The 15687-nt window shown below is 73.1% G+C and carries 14 protein-coding genes; 5 read left to right on the forward strand and 9 right to left on the reverse strand.

Annotated features, from left to right (window positions below):
* Both E1281_RS25485 and E1281_RS25490 read left to right on the forward strand, forming a co-directional pair.
* Positions 1-269, forward strand: a 269-nt coding sequence (locus E1281_RS25485) for an ATP-binding protein (RefSeq protein ID WP_131882198.1), incomplete at its 5' end; no start/stop codon positions are given.
* The gene (locus tag E1281_RS25490; RefSeq protein ID WP_131882199.1) at positions 266-457 is read left to right on the forward strand and encodes a hypothetical protein; all 192 of its coding nucleotides are present in this window, start codon (positions 266-268) and stop codon (positions 455-457) included. The genes E1281_RS25485 and E1281_RS25490, both read left to right, overlap by 4 nt.
* A 42-nt stretch (positions 458-499) precedes the next feature.
* On the opposite strand, the gene E1281_RS25495 is transcribed toward E1281_RS25490, so the two are convergent.
* The 5 genes from E1281_RS25495 to E1281_RS25515 form a co-directional block, all read right to left on the reverse strand.
* Entirely contained in the window at positions 500-1156 is a 657-nt protein-coding gene (locus tag E1281_RS25495; RefSeq protein WP_131882200.1) for an MOSC domain-containing protein, read from the reverse strand.
* Positions 1157-1186: 30 nt separating this feature from the next.
* A complete protein-coding gene (locus tag E1281_RS25500) occupies positions 1187-1591 on the reverse strand; it encodes a MerR family transcriptional regulator (protein WP_347813308.1) in 405 nt (134 codons plus the stop codon).
* 31 nt (positions 1592-1622) lie between these two features.
* Positions 1623-2123, reverse strand: coding sequence for a nitroreductase/quinone reductase family protein (locus tag E1281_RS25505; protein WP_207943482.1), 501 nt, complete (start codon positions 2121-2123; stop codon positions 1623-1625).
* 138 nt (positions 2124-2261) lie between these two features.
* Positions 2262-3131, reverse strand: coding sequence for an NAD(P)-binding domain-containing protein (locus E1281_RS25510; protein ID WP_243717396.1), 870 nt, complete (start codon positions 3129-3131; stop codon positions 2262-2264).
* A 147-nt stretch (positions 3132-3278) separates the two neighbouring features.
* Complete coding sequence (locus tag E1281_RS25515; protein WP_165959099.1) at positions 3279-5315, reverse strand: VWA domain-containing protein; 2037 nt, start codon at positions 5313-5315, stop codon at positions 3279-3281.
* Positions 5316-5542: 227 nt separating this feature from the next.
* Here E1281_RS25515 and E1281_RS25520 point away from each other — a divergent pair, with 227 nt between their 5' ends.
* Both E1281_RS25520 and E1281_RS25525 read left to right on the forward strand, forming a co-directional pair.
* Complete coding sequence (locus tag E1281_RS25520) at positions 5543-6334, forward strand: SRPBCC family protein (protein WP_131882203.1); 792 nt, start codon at positions 5543-5545, stop codon at positions 6332-6334.
* 5 nt (positions 6335-6339) lie between these two features.
* The gene (locus E1281_RS25525) at positions 6340-7437 is read left to right on the forward strand and encodes an SRPBCC family protein (protein WP_243717398.1); all 1098 of its coding nucleotides are present in this window, start codon (positions 6340-6342) and stop codon (positions 7435-7437) included.
* 23 nt (positions 7438-7460) lie between these two features.
* On the opposite strand, the gene E1281_RS25530 is transcribed toward E1281_RS25525, so the two are convergent.
* Positions 7461-10325 (reverse strand): LuxR family transcriptional regulator, encoded by a 2865-nt coding sequence (locus E1281_RS25530; RefSeq protein ID WP_131882204.1) that lies wholly within the window; start codon positions 10323-10325, stop codon positions 7461-7463.
* A 287-nt stretch (positions 10326-10612) separates the two neighbouring features.
* On the opposite strand from E1281_RS25530, the gene E1281_RS25535 reads away from it, so the two are divergent.
* A complete protein-coding gene (locus E1281_RS25535) occupies positions 10613-11950 on the forward strand; it encodes a helix-turn-helix domain-containing protein (RefSeq protein WP_131882205.1) in 1338 nt (445 codons plus the stop codon).
* A 13-nt stretch (positions 11951-11963) separates the two neighbouring features.
* Here E1281_RS25535 and E1281_RS25540 read toward each other — a convergent pair whose 3' ends face one another.
* The 3 genes from E1281_RS25540 to E1281_RS25550 all read right to left on the reverse strand — a co-directional run bounded on the left by E1281_RS25540 (position 11964) and on the right by E1281_RS25550 (position 15615).
* Positions 11964-12812, reverse strand: a complete 849-nt coding sequence (locus E1281_RS25540) for a dienelactone hydrolase family protein (RefSeq protein ID WP_131882211.1) — start codon at positions 12810-12812, stop codon at positions 11964-11966.
* A gap of 171 nt (positions 12813-12983) precedes the next feature.
* The gene (locus tag E1281_RS25545; RefSeq protein ID WP_131882206.1) at positions 12984-14099 is read right to left on the reverse strand and encodes a DUF6183 family protein; all 1116 of its coding nucleotides are present in this window, start codon (positions 14097-14099) and stop codon (positions 12984-12986) included.
* A gap of 52 nt (positions 14100-14151) precedes the next feature.
* On the reverse strand, positions 14152-15615 hold the full coding sequence (locus tag E1281_RS25550) for an amino acid permease (RefSeq protein ID WP_131882207.1): 1464 nt from the start codon (positions 15613-15615) through the stop codon (positions 14152-14154).
* Between the last annotated feature and the right edge of the window lie 72 nt (positions 15616-15687).

A 15687-nucleotide genomic window follows, 5' to 3' on the forward strand; every position in this document is an offset into this window, starting at 1 on the left:
TCAGTGAGCTGGCGACGAACGCGATCGTGCACGCGTCACGCGATGGGGACGTGGTGGTCGTCCGGGCCTACCGGCGGGACGACGGGATCGCCGTCGTCGAGACCTGGGATCGGTCCGACGTGGTGCCGGTCGTTCAGGTCGCTGATCAGGCGGCTGAGAGCGGGCGGGGGCTCTTTCTCATGGAGGCGCTCGTCCGGCGGTGGGGGACCAGGCCGCTGAATGAAGGCGGGAAAGTCGTCTGGGCCGAGATCGAGCCGGTGCCCGCGTGAACGAAAGAGTTCTGCTGCTGTTCCTGCGGCGAATCTTTCCGGAATGGTCGATCCTGTTGGACCAGGACGGGACCTGGCAGGTCAGCGGGCACGTTCGGGTGTCGGCCTCGTCCATTGACGGGGTGCTGGACGTGCTCGCCGTGGTCGAACCCGAGGCGGAGGACCGGGTGCGCCGATTCTTTCGCTGAGTTCTCTCCTCAGCCCGCGCTCTACCGATGCCGCTGGGAAGTTCAAGCCATTTCGCCGAGGCGTCGGCGGACCATTTCCTTGATGTCCTGGGGCAGGGCTTCTGCGGCCGGGAGGCTGGGCAGCAGCTCGGGCTCTCGGGTCACGGCGCGGAAGGCGAGGGCGACGGTCACCTCGTGGTCGGGGCGGTCCACGATCTCGATGGCGTCCCCGGCGCGTATCCGGCCTTCTGCGATGACACGGAGATAGGCGCCCGGCCGGGCCGCTTCGGTGAACCTCTTGACCCAGCCGGTCTCCTCCAGCCAGCCCTGGAACGTCCCGCAGGGGACTCGGAAACCGGAGACCTCCAGGACCACGTCCCTGCCCACGCGCCAGTGTTCGCCGATCAGCGCTTCATTGACGGCCAGTCCCCTCGTGGTGAGGTTCTCCCCGAAGACACCGTTGCGCAGCGTCCTGCTCAACTCGGCCTCCCACGCGTCCAGGTCCTCGCGGGCATAGGCATAGACGGCCTGGTCGGCGCCGCCGTGGTGCTTGACCTCGTAGACGCGGTCACCGGCGAGACCGACCGCGCCGTCGCCTCGGGGGCCGGGGGCGGTCACCATCACCGGCCCGTCCACCGGCTGCTTGTCGATCCCCGTCAGAGCCGAGGCTTTCCGAGGGTTGGGGCGCGGCTTACCGACGTTGACTGAAAGAAGCCTCATGTACGGTCGCCGTCCCTCTCGTCGCGGCGGTCACCCGGCATGGCGTGATGCGGTGCGGGCGCGCAGGTGCTCGGTTTGTGCGGCGAGGTCGCGGCGCACGTGGGTGAGGGCGGCTATCCGTTCGTCGAGGGTGCGGAGCCGCCGCTCGTAGACCTCCAGAGCCGGTGCGCACGGTGACGATTCCAGATCGGGGCTGGCCAGGCAGGACCCGAACTCCCGGACGTCCGCGACGGACAGGCCCGCCCCTAGCAGGTGGCGCAGATTGTTCACGAGCTGGACGGCCGCCTCGTCGTAGCGGCGGTAGCCGTTGCGGTCGCGGCGGGAGGTCAGCAGTCCGCGCTGCTCGTAGTAGCGCAGCGAGCGGGGGCTGGCACCGGTGCGCCTGGCGAGTTCACCGATGCGCATCTCGGGGTCGGCGCGGTCATCGGGGATCATTGCGCCAGTGTGCCGCGTTCCGGCGCAGGAGTCATCGCCCGGACGAGGGACCAGGGTGGACGCGCTCCAGGACGATGACCGGTATCGCTCTTCCGGCGGCCGATTCGAAGTCGGCGAACGCGGGCATGACGGCGGCCTGCTCGGCCCAGATCCGCTCGCGTTCCGGCCCCTCGGCGAGCCGTGCCCGGACCTCGATCCTTTCCGTGCCGGTCTCGACCGCGGCCTGCGGATTCGCCATCAGGTTGCGGTACCACGCCGGGTGGCGCGGGCTGCCCCCGTAGCTCGCGAAGACGGCGAAGCCATCGCCGACCGGCCGGTACACCAGCGGGCTGATCCGTCCGCGTCCCGACTTGGCGCCGGTGTGGTGCACCAGGATGATCGGTACACCCTCGCCCGCGCCGAAGGACGGGAGCCGGGGCGGGACGGGACGGCCCTCGGCGAGGTCGTCGTCCGTGCTCCAGTTCACGCGACCGGCGTTCGCCCGGAACTCGGCGATGATCTTCTCGTTCCAGTCGTTGATTTCAGCGGCCATGGCCCGCACGCTAAGACCTTGTCACTAGCGTCAAGGTCAAGTGTGGTGAGACTGCTGGCGCCCTTGCCGTCCGGGAGGCCGACCGTTGACGGACGGCACTGGGTGATCGGGCGACGCTCGCCGAGGGTGCCGGGGCGGCTACTTCGCCAGCAGTTCGAACAGGCTTGAGAAGCCCTGGTCGCCGTGGCCTTCGGCGATTCTCCGGTCCATGAGCTCCTTGACCTCTCGCATTCGGACGGCGTCCACGCCGAGGGAATCGCGGTGGCTGATCATGTCGTCCATGAGTGCGGCCTGGACGTTCAGCGAACCGAGGTCCGGTCCGTGGTCGCCGTTCTTGACCGCCTTGCCCATCGAGGCCAGCAGGGGAGGGTGGACGGCGATCGAGTCGGCGATTCGCCCGGCGAACTCCGCCACGTCGACCCCTTCCGCCTGAACCAGCTTCAGCGTGTGCAGAAAGCCGATCAGCAGTTCGTAGGAGACCGCGACCTGGGCCATGAACTCCACGGCGGCCAGGCCCGCGTCCTCGCCGTGGTAGGAGATGGTGCCCAGTTCCCGCAGCACCGGCTCGTGGGCTTGGAACGCGTCGCGGGAACCGCTGAACGGGAACATGATGTTCGGCGTCCCCACATACGGCGGGTCTCCCATGATCTTGCCGTCGAGGTACGCGGCGCCCTGCTCGTGCGCCCAGCGCTCGTTCGCCCGGCCCTGGGCGGGCGAGCCGCTCGTGAGGTTCACCAGCACCTTGCCCGCGACCGCTCCGTCCAGCGAGCCCAGCACCTCGTCGACCGCTGGGCCGTCGAGAAGGCAGACCACGACGAGCGTGTTCGCCGCCACCGCCTCCGCGGCCGTCGCGGCGGCCGTGGCGCCGGACTCGACCAGCGGTGCGCTCCTGCTCGCGGTCCGGTTCCAGACCGTTGTGGGATGTCCGCGTTCGACGAACACCTGGGCGATCGCGGATCCCATGTCACCGAGACCGAGCACGGTGACCCCGCCGTTGTCTGTCGTCATGACGCTCCTCATTCCGTACCGGACGAACTACCGGTTCCTTGGAACGCTAGAAGCTCAACCGCGCTTGAGATCAAGCGTGAAGGTCACCACGGCCTCCAATGACGAGAGGCCCGCTCGGCGATGCGAGCGGGCCTCTCTCCTCGGCTGTCAGTGCGGGTTCTGGTACGGGCCCGGAGGCGGGCCGGGCGGACTGGGCGGACTGGGCGGACTGGGCGGGCCGGAGGGCGGCGGCGGGCCGGCGTGCGGGCCCGGACCTGGGGAGGGCCCGTTCGCCGGTGGTCCCTGTGGCGCGCTCCGCCTGCGGGTGCGCAGGAGCAGGAGGACCGTGCCGACCGCGATCAGGATCAGCAGGGGGCCTCCGCCCCAGACGAGCGGGCCGGAGCCGGAGACCAGCGAGACGATGCCGCCGTCCTCGTCCTCTTCGTCCTTCTCGCCGTTCTTGGGGGCGGCTCCGCCCGGGGCCTGCCCCGGGCCCGCGTCGGGCAGTTCGGCGCCGCCCGCGTACTGCGGACCCGGCTCGGGATCGCCGACCAGGGACACGCCCAGGGTCACCGGACTGTCGATGGGCCTGTCGCCGACGGCGGAGGCGGACACGGTCAGGTAGTACCAGCCGGGCAGCATGTCGGCGGGTTCGCCGCCGCTGTCACGGTTGGTGTAGCGGACCGGCCTGGTCGCGAGCGCCGGGTCGTTCTCGGGGACCTTGAACGCCTCACTGCTCGTCGAGCCGTGGTCCCAGGAGATCTCTTCCCTGAGCGGGCTGTAGAGCCCGATCTTGAAGCCGCGGTACTCGTCCGCGCCTTCCCCGACCTGCAGCCGGTAGGCCAGTCCCTGGCCCCAGCCGACCCGGACCCGGTAGAAGACCGTCTCGTTCGTCCTGATCGTGTCGCTGAAGTGGCCGGCGCCGGGCAGCGCGGTGGCGGAGGAGAACGAGCCGGCACCGACCACGGGCTTCACCTGCCCGCCGGGCTCGGTGAAGGCCACCTCCTCCCCGGCCGCCGGGCCGGGCGAGCCGGTGACCGGGGGCTCGCGCTGGAAGAGCAGCTCAAGCGGGGCCGGGGCGCGGGCGTCGCTGCGCTCACCGCGTTCGACGCGGACGCTGAACCTGCCCGGCTGCTCGCAGATCTCGTCGGCTTCGCCCTGCCCTTGCGCGGGCACGTGCCAGTTGCGGACGGCGGTGGAGACCGTGCTGCTGCCGCTCTTGACGTCGTGGGAGTAGAGGTCGCCGCAGCGGGTGCCGTCGGAGGCGAAGTGCTGCACCTTGAGGACCTCGACACCGCTGTCGACGCCGAACGACATCACGGCGGAGGCGTAGGCGGTGTGGCCCGCAGGGACGTCGAGCGTGTAGTACTTGGCCTCGCCCGCGTTGATCTGGTCGAGGTAGGCGCCCGGCTTCACCTCGGGCGCCCCCTGTGCCTGCGGGGTCCCGGTGATCGGGGTCCCTGCGGGCTCGTAGGTGCGCAGGGCGCGCTGGCCCATCCGGCCCAGCTCGCGCTCCAGTTCGTTGGAGTCCGGTGCGTCGGCGTAGGTGCCGCCGGTGGCCTGGGCGATGCAGGTCAGCTGCTGCTTGGTCGTGCCGTCGACGTCGAAGCCGACGGTGTGGACGCGCATGTCGACGCCCTGCTCGGCGAGCTCCTTGGCGACCGCGCACGGCTCGGGCGGGGCGCAGGTGTCCTCGCCGTCGGAGACCAGGACGATCGACCGCGGGCCTTCCTTGGGCAGTGCGTCCGCCGCCGTGCGCAGCGCCTGCCCGATGGGGGTGTAGCCGCGCGGCCTGATCCCGTCGGTGGCGCGCAGCAGGCCGGCGCGGTCGGTGCCGACCGGCTGGGCGACCTCGACGTCCTTGCAGCCCGCGGCCTTCTCCGCCGGGGAGTTGCCGGTGCCGGTGCCGTACGTGGTGAGCCCGAGCTGCGCGCCCTGCGGGGCGCCGTTCACGAGCCCGCGGACGGCGCGCTTGGCGGCGTCCATCTTCACCTCGCCGCCGGATCGCGCGGTCATCGAGCCCGACGCGTCCATGACGAGCATGACCGGGGCGAGCTTCTCCGGTGCCTGCGGCGGGGCGGGTGCGGCCGTGGCGGGTGGCGCGAGCGCCATGACGAGTGCGAGCGACAGGGCGCCGCAGAGCGCGGCCCGTACGGCCTTCCATCGCCCCGTCGCTCCGCCCGCCGACCGGGGAGCTTTTTGCATCCGCGAACCCTCCATCTGAGGTTGGCTACCTGGTACACCGTATCGGCGTTTCGATTTGCAATCAACAGATTTGCATAAAGAAATCCTGGCGGCGGCGGGAGTCCTGTCCGGCGTGATGCCGCCCATGGCCGGTGTGAGCTGCGACGCGCCGGCCAGGGGCCTGTTTTGCCCTGACTTGACCGGGTAAAGCGGCGCCGTACGCGAGCAAACGACGAGGTGGACAGGACATGAGCTTCCGGACGGGACTGGCGGCCGGCGCCGGTGGAGCCCTGGCCGTGCTGTCCGTACGGCACCTGGGACGCCGGGCGCTGGGCGGTGTCGTCCAGCGGCTCGAGAAGCGGCTGGAGCGCGCCGTCCGGGACCTTACGGCCAAGGCAGAGCAGGGAGGTCCGCTCGTCAAGGCCGCTCTGGCCGGGGCCAAGGCGCTGTACGAGGGCAAGTCCCCGTTCCGCGCGCTGCTGAGCTTCGGCTGGACGGCACTGAAGGAGACCCTCGCCCGCATCTTCGGGCGTGGACGGAGGGGGAAGCCGACCAACATCGTCGAACAGACCGACATCGGTGCGCCGCGCCGTCTCGTCTACGACCAGTGGACGCTCTTCCAGGAGTACCCGTCCTTCATGAAGAACGTCGAGAGCGTCGACCAGGCGGACGAGACCAAGCTGAACTGGAAGGCGAAGATCTTCTGGTCGCGCCGGACGTGGGAGTCCACGATCACCGAGCAGGTCCCCGACCGGCACATCGTGTGGCGGTCCAAGGGGCCGAAGGGCCATGTGGACGGGACGGTCAGCTTCCACGAGCCGGCCCCGAACCTGACCCGCGTCCTGCTCGTCCTGGAGTACCACCCCGTCGGACTCTTCGAGCGGACCGGCAACCTCTGGCGCGCGCAGGGCCGCCGGGCCCGCCTCGAACTCAAGCACTTCAGCCGTCACGTGATGATGCGGTCGCTCACCCGCCCCGACGAGATCGAGGGCTGGCGCGGCGAGATCCGTGACGGCGAAATCGTCACAACCCCCAAGTGAGGTACATGATGAAACGCGGAAACCCGGTCGGGCGGTTGCCCGTCGGAGCACTCACCAAACGGCTGCCGGGCGGCCGCAGCAAGCGGATGCCCGGCCTCGGCGCCGTCACCAAGAGCCTGCCCGGCGGGCGGGCCGTCGGCACGGCCGGTGGCGTCCTGCTCGGCGCGGGCGCGGCCGCCGCGGCCGGCAAGGCGCTCACCGGGCGCAAGGGCGCGCAGGGCTCGTCCAACCCGGAGGAGCCGGAGCAGAAGCAGAGCCAGAAGCAGAAGCAGAGCCAGAAGGACGCTCCCGAGAAGAGCGAGGCCGAGAGCGCCGAGCAGCCCGACGAGCAGGCCGCCGAGAAGAACGGCCAGGGCGTGTTCGGGCGTGTCAAGGACACCGTCACCGGCGCCATCCCGGGCGTCGGCAAGGAAGGCGGCGAGGAAGGCGACTCCGGCAAGGGCGGCGGCTCGGGCGGCGGTGGCAAGAAGGTCAAGGTCATCAACATCGTCGAGCACATCGACATCGGTGCGCCGCGCCGCCTGGTCTACGACCAGTGGACGCAGTTCCAGGATTACCCGTCCTTCATGAAGAAGGTCATCAGCGTCGACCAGGCCGACGAGACCAAGCTGAACTGGCAGGCCAAGATCTTCTGGTCCAAGCGGACCTGGGAGGCCACGATCATCGAGCAGGTCCCGGACGAGCACATCGTGTGGCGGTCCAAGGGCTCCAAGGGGCACGTGGACGGGACGGTCAGCTTCCACGAGCTCTCGCCGAACCTGACCCGCGTGCTGCTCGTCCTGGAGTACCACCCGCAGGGCCTCTTCGAGCGGACCGGGAACATCTGGCGCGCGCAGGGCCGCCGTGTCCGGCTGGAGTTCAAGCACTTCCGCCGGTACGTGATGACGCAGTCGCTCGCCGACCCCGACGAGGTCGAGGGCTGGCGCGGCGAGATCCGCGACAGCGAGGTCGTCAGGACGCACGAGGACGCGCTGGACGAGGAGGAGCGCGACCGCAAGGAGGACGCGCGAAACGCCAAGGGCACCAAGAGCGCCAAGGAGACCAAGGGCTCCAAGGAGACCAAGGGCGAGCAGTCCGAGGAGGAGTACGAGGCCGCCCGCTGACCCGGACCGGTGGGGGCGCCCGGTCAGCGGATCAGGCGCGCCAGCTCGACGCGCGAGCGGATCCCCAGGCGGGTGAAGACGTTGCGGAGATGGTGGTCGATGGTCCGCGGGCTGAGCAGCAGCCGCGCCGCGATCTCGCGGTTGGTGGCGCCCTCGGCCGCCATGCGGGCGATGTTGGCCTGCTGGGCGGTCAGCCCGGCGAGGCCGTTCGCGGTGCGCGTCGCCGTCGCGGTGCCCGGTCCGCCGCCGTCCGTCCCGGTCTCGCGTACACCGGCCGGCGGGGCCGGTTCGGCGGCGGGCGGCGGCGCGATCGTCTCCCCGGCGGCGCGCAGTTCCGCGCGGGCCCGGACGGTCCACGGGACGGCGTCGTAGCGCTCGAAGATCCGCAGCGCGGCGCGCAGGTGCTCGCGGGCGGCGCGGGGGCGGCGGCCGCGCCGGAGCCGGTGCCCGAACAGCAGCTCGGTCCGGGCCAGGTCGAACACGGCGCCGGCGGCCTCGTGGAGGCGGAGCGCCTCGGCGAAGTGCTCGGCCGCCTCGGCGTCGCAGTCGGCCAGCAGCGCCAGGCAGCGCCGCGCGAGCGCCGACCGGGCGGGGGCGCGCGAGGTCCCGTCCGTCCAGCGGCGGTAGTGCTCGAACGCCCGGACGGCCTGGTCGCGCTCGCCGCCCAGGACCAGGGCCTCGACCAGGTGCGGGACGGCCGGCAGCCGCGCCGGCGGATGGGCGGGCCCGGCGCCGCCGGGCAGGCTGAGGCGCGCGGCCGCGTCGGCGGGACGGTCCGCGGCGAGGTCCAGGCACGCGGCCGCCCAGGAGCCGAAGGCGGCGGCGCGGGTGAGCCCGCGCCGGCCGGCGGCGCCGGTGAGCGGCTCCAGGTGCCCCCGCGCGGTGTTCTCGTCGCCGTTGAAGGACGCGGTGAGCGCGAGCGTGGCGAGCTGCTCGGCCGCGTGCCCGTGCAGCCGGGTCGCGCGGGCGAGGCGCAGCCCGTCGTGGCAGGCGGCGATGGGGGACGGCGGATGCCCGAGAAGCGCCTCGCAGCGTCCGGCCACCACCAGCGCGAACGACTCCAGGGGCGCGTTCCCGGTCCGGCGGGCGGACGCGACGGCCCCCGCGGCGAGCGTCCGGGCGGCGGGCGCGTCGCCGAGCACGAACGCCGAGAGCGCGGCCCACGCCTGCGCGGCCGGGTCGGTGACCTCCGCGCCGAGCAGGACGGAGCGTCCGAGCCGCTGAGCCGCCTCCGCGTAGCGGCCTCGGATCGTGGCGGCCATCCCGGCGAGGTGGGTGAGCATCAGCTCGGTGCGCGGTCCCGTCCCGTCGCGGGGCAGCGTCGCGGCACGGCCGGCGATCTCCAGGTAGGCGTCGTGGTCGCCGGCCGCGTCGGCGGCCTCGGCGGCCCACATCAGGGCGGTCAGCGCCGCGTCCGCGTCGCGTCCGGCGAGCCGCTCCGCCGCGTCCCGCAGCGGGGGGACGGCGGTCGCGGGGGACCCCGCCGCCACGTCGATCTCGCCGCGCAGCAGGTCGGCGTGAGCCCGGCTCACCCGGGCCTCGGTCGTGGCGCCCGGCTCCGTGGCCGTGAGGGGGCGGAGTTCTCTCAGCAGCGCGCGGGCCCGCCGTGAGCGGCCGCTCGCCCAGGCGTCGGCCGTCGCGGACAGCAGGCGGCCGGCCCGCGTGCCGCGGTCGGTGGTGAGGGCGGCGGCGCGCTTCCAGACGCGCCACGAGTCCGCGTACCGGCCGGCCTTCCGGGACTCCCGCGCCACCGCGGCCAGTTCGCCCGCGACCTGGTCGTCGGGGTCGCCGGCGGCGGCCGCGCGGTGCCAGAGCCGCCGCGGCCGCTGCCATTTCTGCACGAGGACCTCGGCGAGCAGCGCGTGCGCGTCCTGCCGTTCTTCGCGGGACGCGTCCGCCCACAGCGAGGACCGCACGAGACGGTCGCGGGCCGTCACCGCCTCCCCCTCGAACCGCAGCAGCCCGGACGCGCGGGCCGCCTCGACGTCGCGCGGGCCGATCCCGCCGGTCCGCATGGCGCGGGCCACGGTCGCGCCGCTGAGCCACTCGTCCGCCACCGCCATCAGGACGAGCCGCTGGGCACCGGCGGGAAGCCGCAGGTAGCGGCGGCGGTGCAGGGCGCGCGGCGCGCTGTCCGCGGGGAGGGAGCGCGGCGGCGGCGCGGTGCCGGAGAGCTGCTTCGGGGTGAGCGCGGCGGCGAGGTCGCGGATCGCGAGGGGCAGGCCGCAGGCGAGGTCGACGACATCCTCGGCGAGATCGCCGCCGGCCGTGCCGCAGCCCAGCGCGTCCTGGAGCACCTGGAGGCTCGCGTCCTCGTCGAGGGGCGCCAGGTGGAGCCGGCGGATGCCGGCGAGGGCGTCCGGGGCCCGTCCGTCGCCGTGCGCGGCGAACAGCACGGCCACGGGCTCGTCCTGGACGCGGCGGGCGGCGAAGGCCAGCGCCTCCAGCGACACCCGGTCGAGCCACTGGACATCGTCGGCCCAGCAGAGCACGGGCCCGTTCCGGGCCGCCCGGCTCAGCAGCTCGCACACCGCCGCGTACAGGACGAACGGCGTGACCCGGCACGGTCCGCCGGTGACGGCGCCGAGCGCGTCGCGGTGCGCGGGCGGCAGTTCGGCGATCAGGCCGGACAGGGGCCGCAGCAGCCGGTGGAGCCCCGCGTAGGGGACGGCCGACTCCCCCTGGACGCCGGTCGTGCCGAGGACCCGGAAGCGGGGAGCGGCCTTGGCCGCGGCCGCCTCCAGGAGTGCCGTCCCGCCCATGCCCGTGTCCGCGACGATCGCCAGCGCGCCGCCGCGCCCGTCACGGGCGCGGTCGAGCATCGCCCCGATGGCGCCGAGTTCGCGATCACGTCCGTGGATGCGTTGGGGTGGCGGTGCCTGTGCCATGGCGGTCCTCCTGCGGGAACGACCTCGCCCGGAGGTCTCGACTAGAACGAATCTCTAGAACAAGCCTCTACAATGAACCTCTATTGGACGGGATCTACAAAGGGAGCGGGCCCCTAGGCCAACACGGGCCCCGGGGACGGGTCCAGAGCGCGGTTCCGTCGCGTGGAACCGGTGCAATCGGGAGGGGCCTCGATTGTGCACCGGCACAGTCCGTCCGTGCGGCGATGGCCCGCTGACGCCCCTGATGACACGATGATGCCCCCGCGTTGTGCCGGAGGTGAGCCACCATGACGGGAGGACGGCTCGGGACGGCCGGCGGGCCGCTCGCCGACCGCGGCGCCGACCGCATTGCCGACCGCGGCGCCGGGCGCGCCGACCGGGAGATCATGCGCAAGGCGGTGCTGCGCCTCAGCGACCGCCTGCCCGACCTCGCCGACCGGCTCACCGCCGAGATCCTGTCCGGCGACGGCGGCGCCGACCGCGACGAGGAGTTCTCCCGCGACGTCTGGGAGATGTGCCATACCGGGCTCGGGCACGGATTCGAGACGATCCTCGAACCCGGACGCGGACGCGCCGACCTCGAATGGGCGCAGCGGCTCGGGCAGCGCCGCGCGCACCAGGGCCAGCCGCTCGACCAGCTGCTCCGCTCCTACCGGCTCGCCGGGAAGGTGTTCTGGGAGGCCGTGGTCGAGGTCGTCGACCGGCACGACCCGGAGAACGTCCCCGCCCTGATCCGGCAGGCGACCCGCACGTGGGACACGATCGACCAGCAGTCCGGCGCCGCGGCGGCGTCCTACCACCGCACCGAGCTGGCGCTCGCGCGCCGCAGCGAGGAACGCGTCCACGCGATCGTGGACGCGCTGCTGGACGGCCAGGGCGCCGACGGCGGCCTGCTGTCCACCGCGACGTCCGTCCTCGGACTGCCCGCGACCGGCCGCTACGCCGTCGTCATGCTCGGCGCCGAGAGCGGGTTCGGGGACGGGGTGGAGCGGCGCCCCGGCGACACGGCCGGGATGCGGTTCATCTGGCGGCTGCGCACCGACGCGCAGGTCGCGCTCGTCGCGCTCGGCGCCGCGGAACTCGACGACCTGGTCGACGCCGTCCGCCCCTACGCGCGCTCGCACGCCGGCGTCAGCCCCGTCGTCGACTCCCTCGCCGAGCTGGGCGGCGCCCGCTGGTTCGCCGAGCTGGCCCTGCGCACCTGCCGGGGCCCCGGCAACCAGATCGCCCGCCTCGACCGCCGCCTCCCCGACGCGCTCGTGCTGTCCCAGCCGCGCCTGGCCGGGCGGCTCGGGCACGTCGCGCTCGGCGGCCTCGCGGACGTGGACCCGGCCTTCCGCGACGTCCTGCTGACGACCCTCGGCACCTGGCTGGCGTGCGACGGCTCCGCCGCCCGCGCCGCGGACCGGCTGTTCTGCCACCGCAACACCGTCCTCAACCGGCTCCGCAAGATCGAGCAGCTCACCGGCCGGACGCTGGCCCGCCCCGGCGACCTGGTCGAGCTCGTCCTCGCGCTGAGCGCGCTGCGCCTGCACGGCACCGGCCCCGGCAACGGCGCCGGTCCCAGGAACGACGAGGGGCCGCCCGTGCGCGGAGGCAACGGGCGGCCCGGACGCCGCTCCTAGGAGCGGGCGGCCCCTAGGAGTGCGGGCAGGTGTCGCGGTACTCGGAGATGTCCAGGCCGGTACGGGGCGGGGGGCACAGGAACTGCTCGTAGCGGGTGTCGTTGTCCACGAACCGCTTGAGCCAGGAGATGCTGAACTTCGCGATCGTCGTGTTGGAGCTGTTCGGCGCGAAGTGGCTGGCGTTGTTCAGCTCCAGGTACGCCTTCTCCGTCGCCGCCGGGATGCTCTCGTAGAACGGCTCGGAGTGCGAGGTCACCGACGCGACCGAGTCGTTCTCCGCCCCGATGATCATCGTCGGGACCCGGACGTTCCGGAAGTTCCTGTTCGTGTTCCACGGGGTCAGCGGGATCGCCGCCTGCAGCTCGGGCCGGTCGAGGGACGCCTCCAGCGACCCGCCGCCGCCCATCGAGTGGCCCATCACGGCGAGCCGGGACGCGTCGATCCGGTTGCGCACGCTGCTGCGCTCGGTCAGGTAGTCCAGCGCGGCCTCCAGCTGCCGGCCGCGGCTGTCGGGCTGGTCGAAGCGCGTGAGGGTGTCGATGGTGAAGATGACGAAGCCCTGCGAGGCCAGCCGCGGCCCGTACCAGGACATGCTGGACTGGCTCGCGGTGAACCCGGGCGCGATCGCGACCGCGCCGAACGTGCCCTCGGAGGTGTCCCTCGGGTAGTAGATCGTCCCGCCGCCGAAGCCGGAGACGGCCAGCGACGAGACGCTGTCCTCCGACACCGAGAACGGGCCGCGCGGGGCCTCGACACTCGACTCCGACGGGTCGGGGCCGCGCTCGTACGGGTTGTCGGCCGCCTGCGCGGCGTGCGGGACGGCGGCGACGGTTCCCGCGGTCAGCGCCGCGGCGAACAGCATCTTCGCCGCGTGCCTGGGGGTGGATAGCACGTCGATTCGCTCCTGTTCGGGGGGAGGGAGCCGGGGGGTCGGCTCCTGGACGCCGCCATTCTCAGCAGCCGCCCGCCTCCCGGACATCGGCGAAATCGCCGGTCCGCCGCCCCTTTCTCCGCCCGCCCGGAGGACGTGCGGTCAGTCCGCGTCGGTGGCGGCGAGGACCGCGATCGTCCGGCCGTCCGGGCGCAGGACGGCGATGCCGACGTCCAGCGGAGGGATGACCTGGAGATGCCAGTCCGAGGTGTAGAAGAGCCAGGTGCATCCGGCGGCCAGCTCTTCGACGGCCGCGGTGTCGGTGCCCGTGATGCCGTAGTCCTCGGCCCCCGCCAGGGCGGCCAATGCCTCCCAGGAAGCGAGTCGCGCGTTGGCGCCCTTCATGCCGGGCCCGTAGGCGCTTCCGCCGGAGGCGCCGCTGAAGAGCTTCCGCAGGACGGCGCGTGCCTTCACCCGGTACGGCCCGTCCAGGTCGCCGTCGGCGCTGTCCGCGGGGAGGGCGCGCAGCACGGAGGCGCCGAAGCCGGCGGGAGTGATCGGCCGGTCCAGCAGGAAGAGCCTGGCCTCGGTGCACTCGCTGTCGGCCGCGACCCAGGCGCGGTGCGCGCTCAGCGCCAGGCGGGCGCCGGGCCAGTCGAGTTCCGTCGCCGTCACGGCGGGGTCGCGCGGGCCCGGCACCGGAGTCTTCCCTGGGGACGGCGGGGTCCAGTGCGGCTTCGGAAGGCCGGGGTACCAGGGCATCCCGTGGTCGCGTTCGGACGGGGCGCGGCGCAGCGGCAGATCCCCGAGGGGATGCCCGGCGGCGCGCAGCCTCGCGGCGAACCCGGCCGCCGAGGGCGCGTCGTGGCGCAGCACGGTCTCGTGCAGCAGGCAGGCGGCCAGCTCGTCCGACGCCTCCGCGGTCGTGAACACCGCGAGGAGAGGGCCGAGGGGCTGCGCGCTCGCCAGCCATTCGGCGACGTCGGCGAGTTCGTAGCGGACATCGGCCCACCCGAGGCCCTCCTCGGCGAGCAGGCGGACGGTCGTGACCCGGTCCGCGTCGCCGGGCGCGGTCGCCAGCCGCCGGAGCGCCTCGGCGAACGCGGCGCGCATCGGGAAGGTCGGCCGCTCCGCTTCCAGCAGTGCGAAGAGCAGCTCCTCAAGCCACCCGGGATCGGCCTTCTGGACGACCCTGGTCACCCTGACCGCGGTGTTCCAGTGCGGATCCCGGTGGTCGTCGGCCATGCCCATCCGCCGGATCGCTTCCTCGATCTGCATAGGCGGAGTTTCCCACCCGGTCGTGTCCGGCGGCACCGCGATCAGCGGTGCGTCACATGCCGGAGGCCCGCTTCGTCTCGCCGAAGGCGGGGCCGATGCGGTGGCGGGCGTAGCCGAGGTAGAGGGCCGCGCCGGCGATGCCCACGACCGTCAGGGTGATGACCATGCTCCACTCGATGTACCAGGCGTCGCCGGTGTCGCGCGGCCAGATGATGTTGACCGTCTGGCCGGCCAGCCACAGCGCCGCGACGTAGGTCACCGGCGCGCTGAGGCGGCCGAGACTGAACCGCCCCGGACGCCACCCGCCGCGCAGGTGCAGAAGCGCGGCGCCCCACACCGGCAGCCCGAACGCGATGTAGAAGCCGATCGTCGTGAAGTTGACCAGCACCGAGTACAGCGTCGAGCCGGACAGCAGGACGAAGACGGCGGCGCCGGCGGCGGTCAGCAGGATCGCGGGGACCGGCAGCCGCTCCGCCCCCGCCAGCCGCCCGAGGACCCCCGAGCCGGGCAGCGCCCGGTCCCGCGCCGACGCCCAGATCACCCGGGACACCGCGGCCTGGACGGCGAGGAAGCTCGCCAGGAACCCGATCACGAAGACCACCAGCAGCGGCCGCCCGACCGACGAGCCGAAGTGGTGCACCAGCGTGCTGCTCACCGGGTCGGCGACGTCGCCCGACATGGTCCGGGTCAGGTCGGGGATCGCGAGGATCAGCCCGGCCGCCGAGTACATCACGACGATCCCGACCGCGAGCAGCGAGAAGATCAGGGCCTTGGGGACGTCCCGCTCCGGCTCCTCGACCTCCTCGGCGATGGAGCCCGCCGACTCGAAGCCGACGAACGACCAGCCGACGAACGCCGCGGCGGCCAGCATCGGGCCGGCGAGCCAGGCCCCGCCGGAAGCCGTCCCGGCGCCCTCGAACAGGACGCCGAACGACTGCTCCCGGTAGAAGAGCAGCAGCACGGTGCCGAGCCCGACCGACGCCACCACCTCGCAGATCAGGCTCGCCACGACGAGGATCTTCAGCGTCCGGCGGCCCACGATGTTGGCGAGGCTCCCGAGCGCGAGGATCGCCAGCGCCGTGGCCATCGTCGCGGTCCTGCCGGGCTCGTCCACGCCGACCGCCTGGAGCAGGAAGCCCGCGGCGCCGTACGCCAGCGTGGACAGCGCGATCGTGAGCCCCCACATGTAGGCCCAGGCGGCGAACCAGCCCGCGGCCGGACCGCGGACGTGCCGGGCCCACTGGTAGACGCTGCCCTCGTACGGCCAGCGGGACGCCAGCTCACCGAACACGCAGGCGACGAGCAGCTGCCCGCCGAGGACGATCGGGAACGCCCACCAGAACGCCGGCCCGGCCGCCAGCAGCCCCAGCGTGAAGATCGCGTACAGCGCGACGATGGGGGAGACGTCGGCGAACGCGAGCGCGGTCGCCGTGCGCAGGTTGAAGCCCTTGCGGAGCGTGTGCGGAGGGTCGGACGGGGCCGGCGCCTTGCCGGTGCCCGTGCTGGAGGAGGTCATCGCGTGCCTTCGCTTTCGTTGTCCCGGGGGTCGGACGAGCCGTGCGGCGGGAGGCGATGCGGTCCGGAAGGG

This window comes from Actinomadura sp. KC345 (assembly GCF_004348515.1).
Classification (GTDB): Bacteria; Actinomycetota; Actinomycetes; order Streptosporangiales; family Streptosporangiaceae; genus Spirillospora.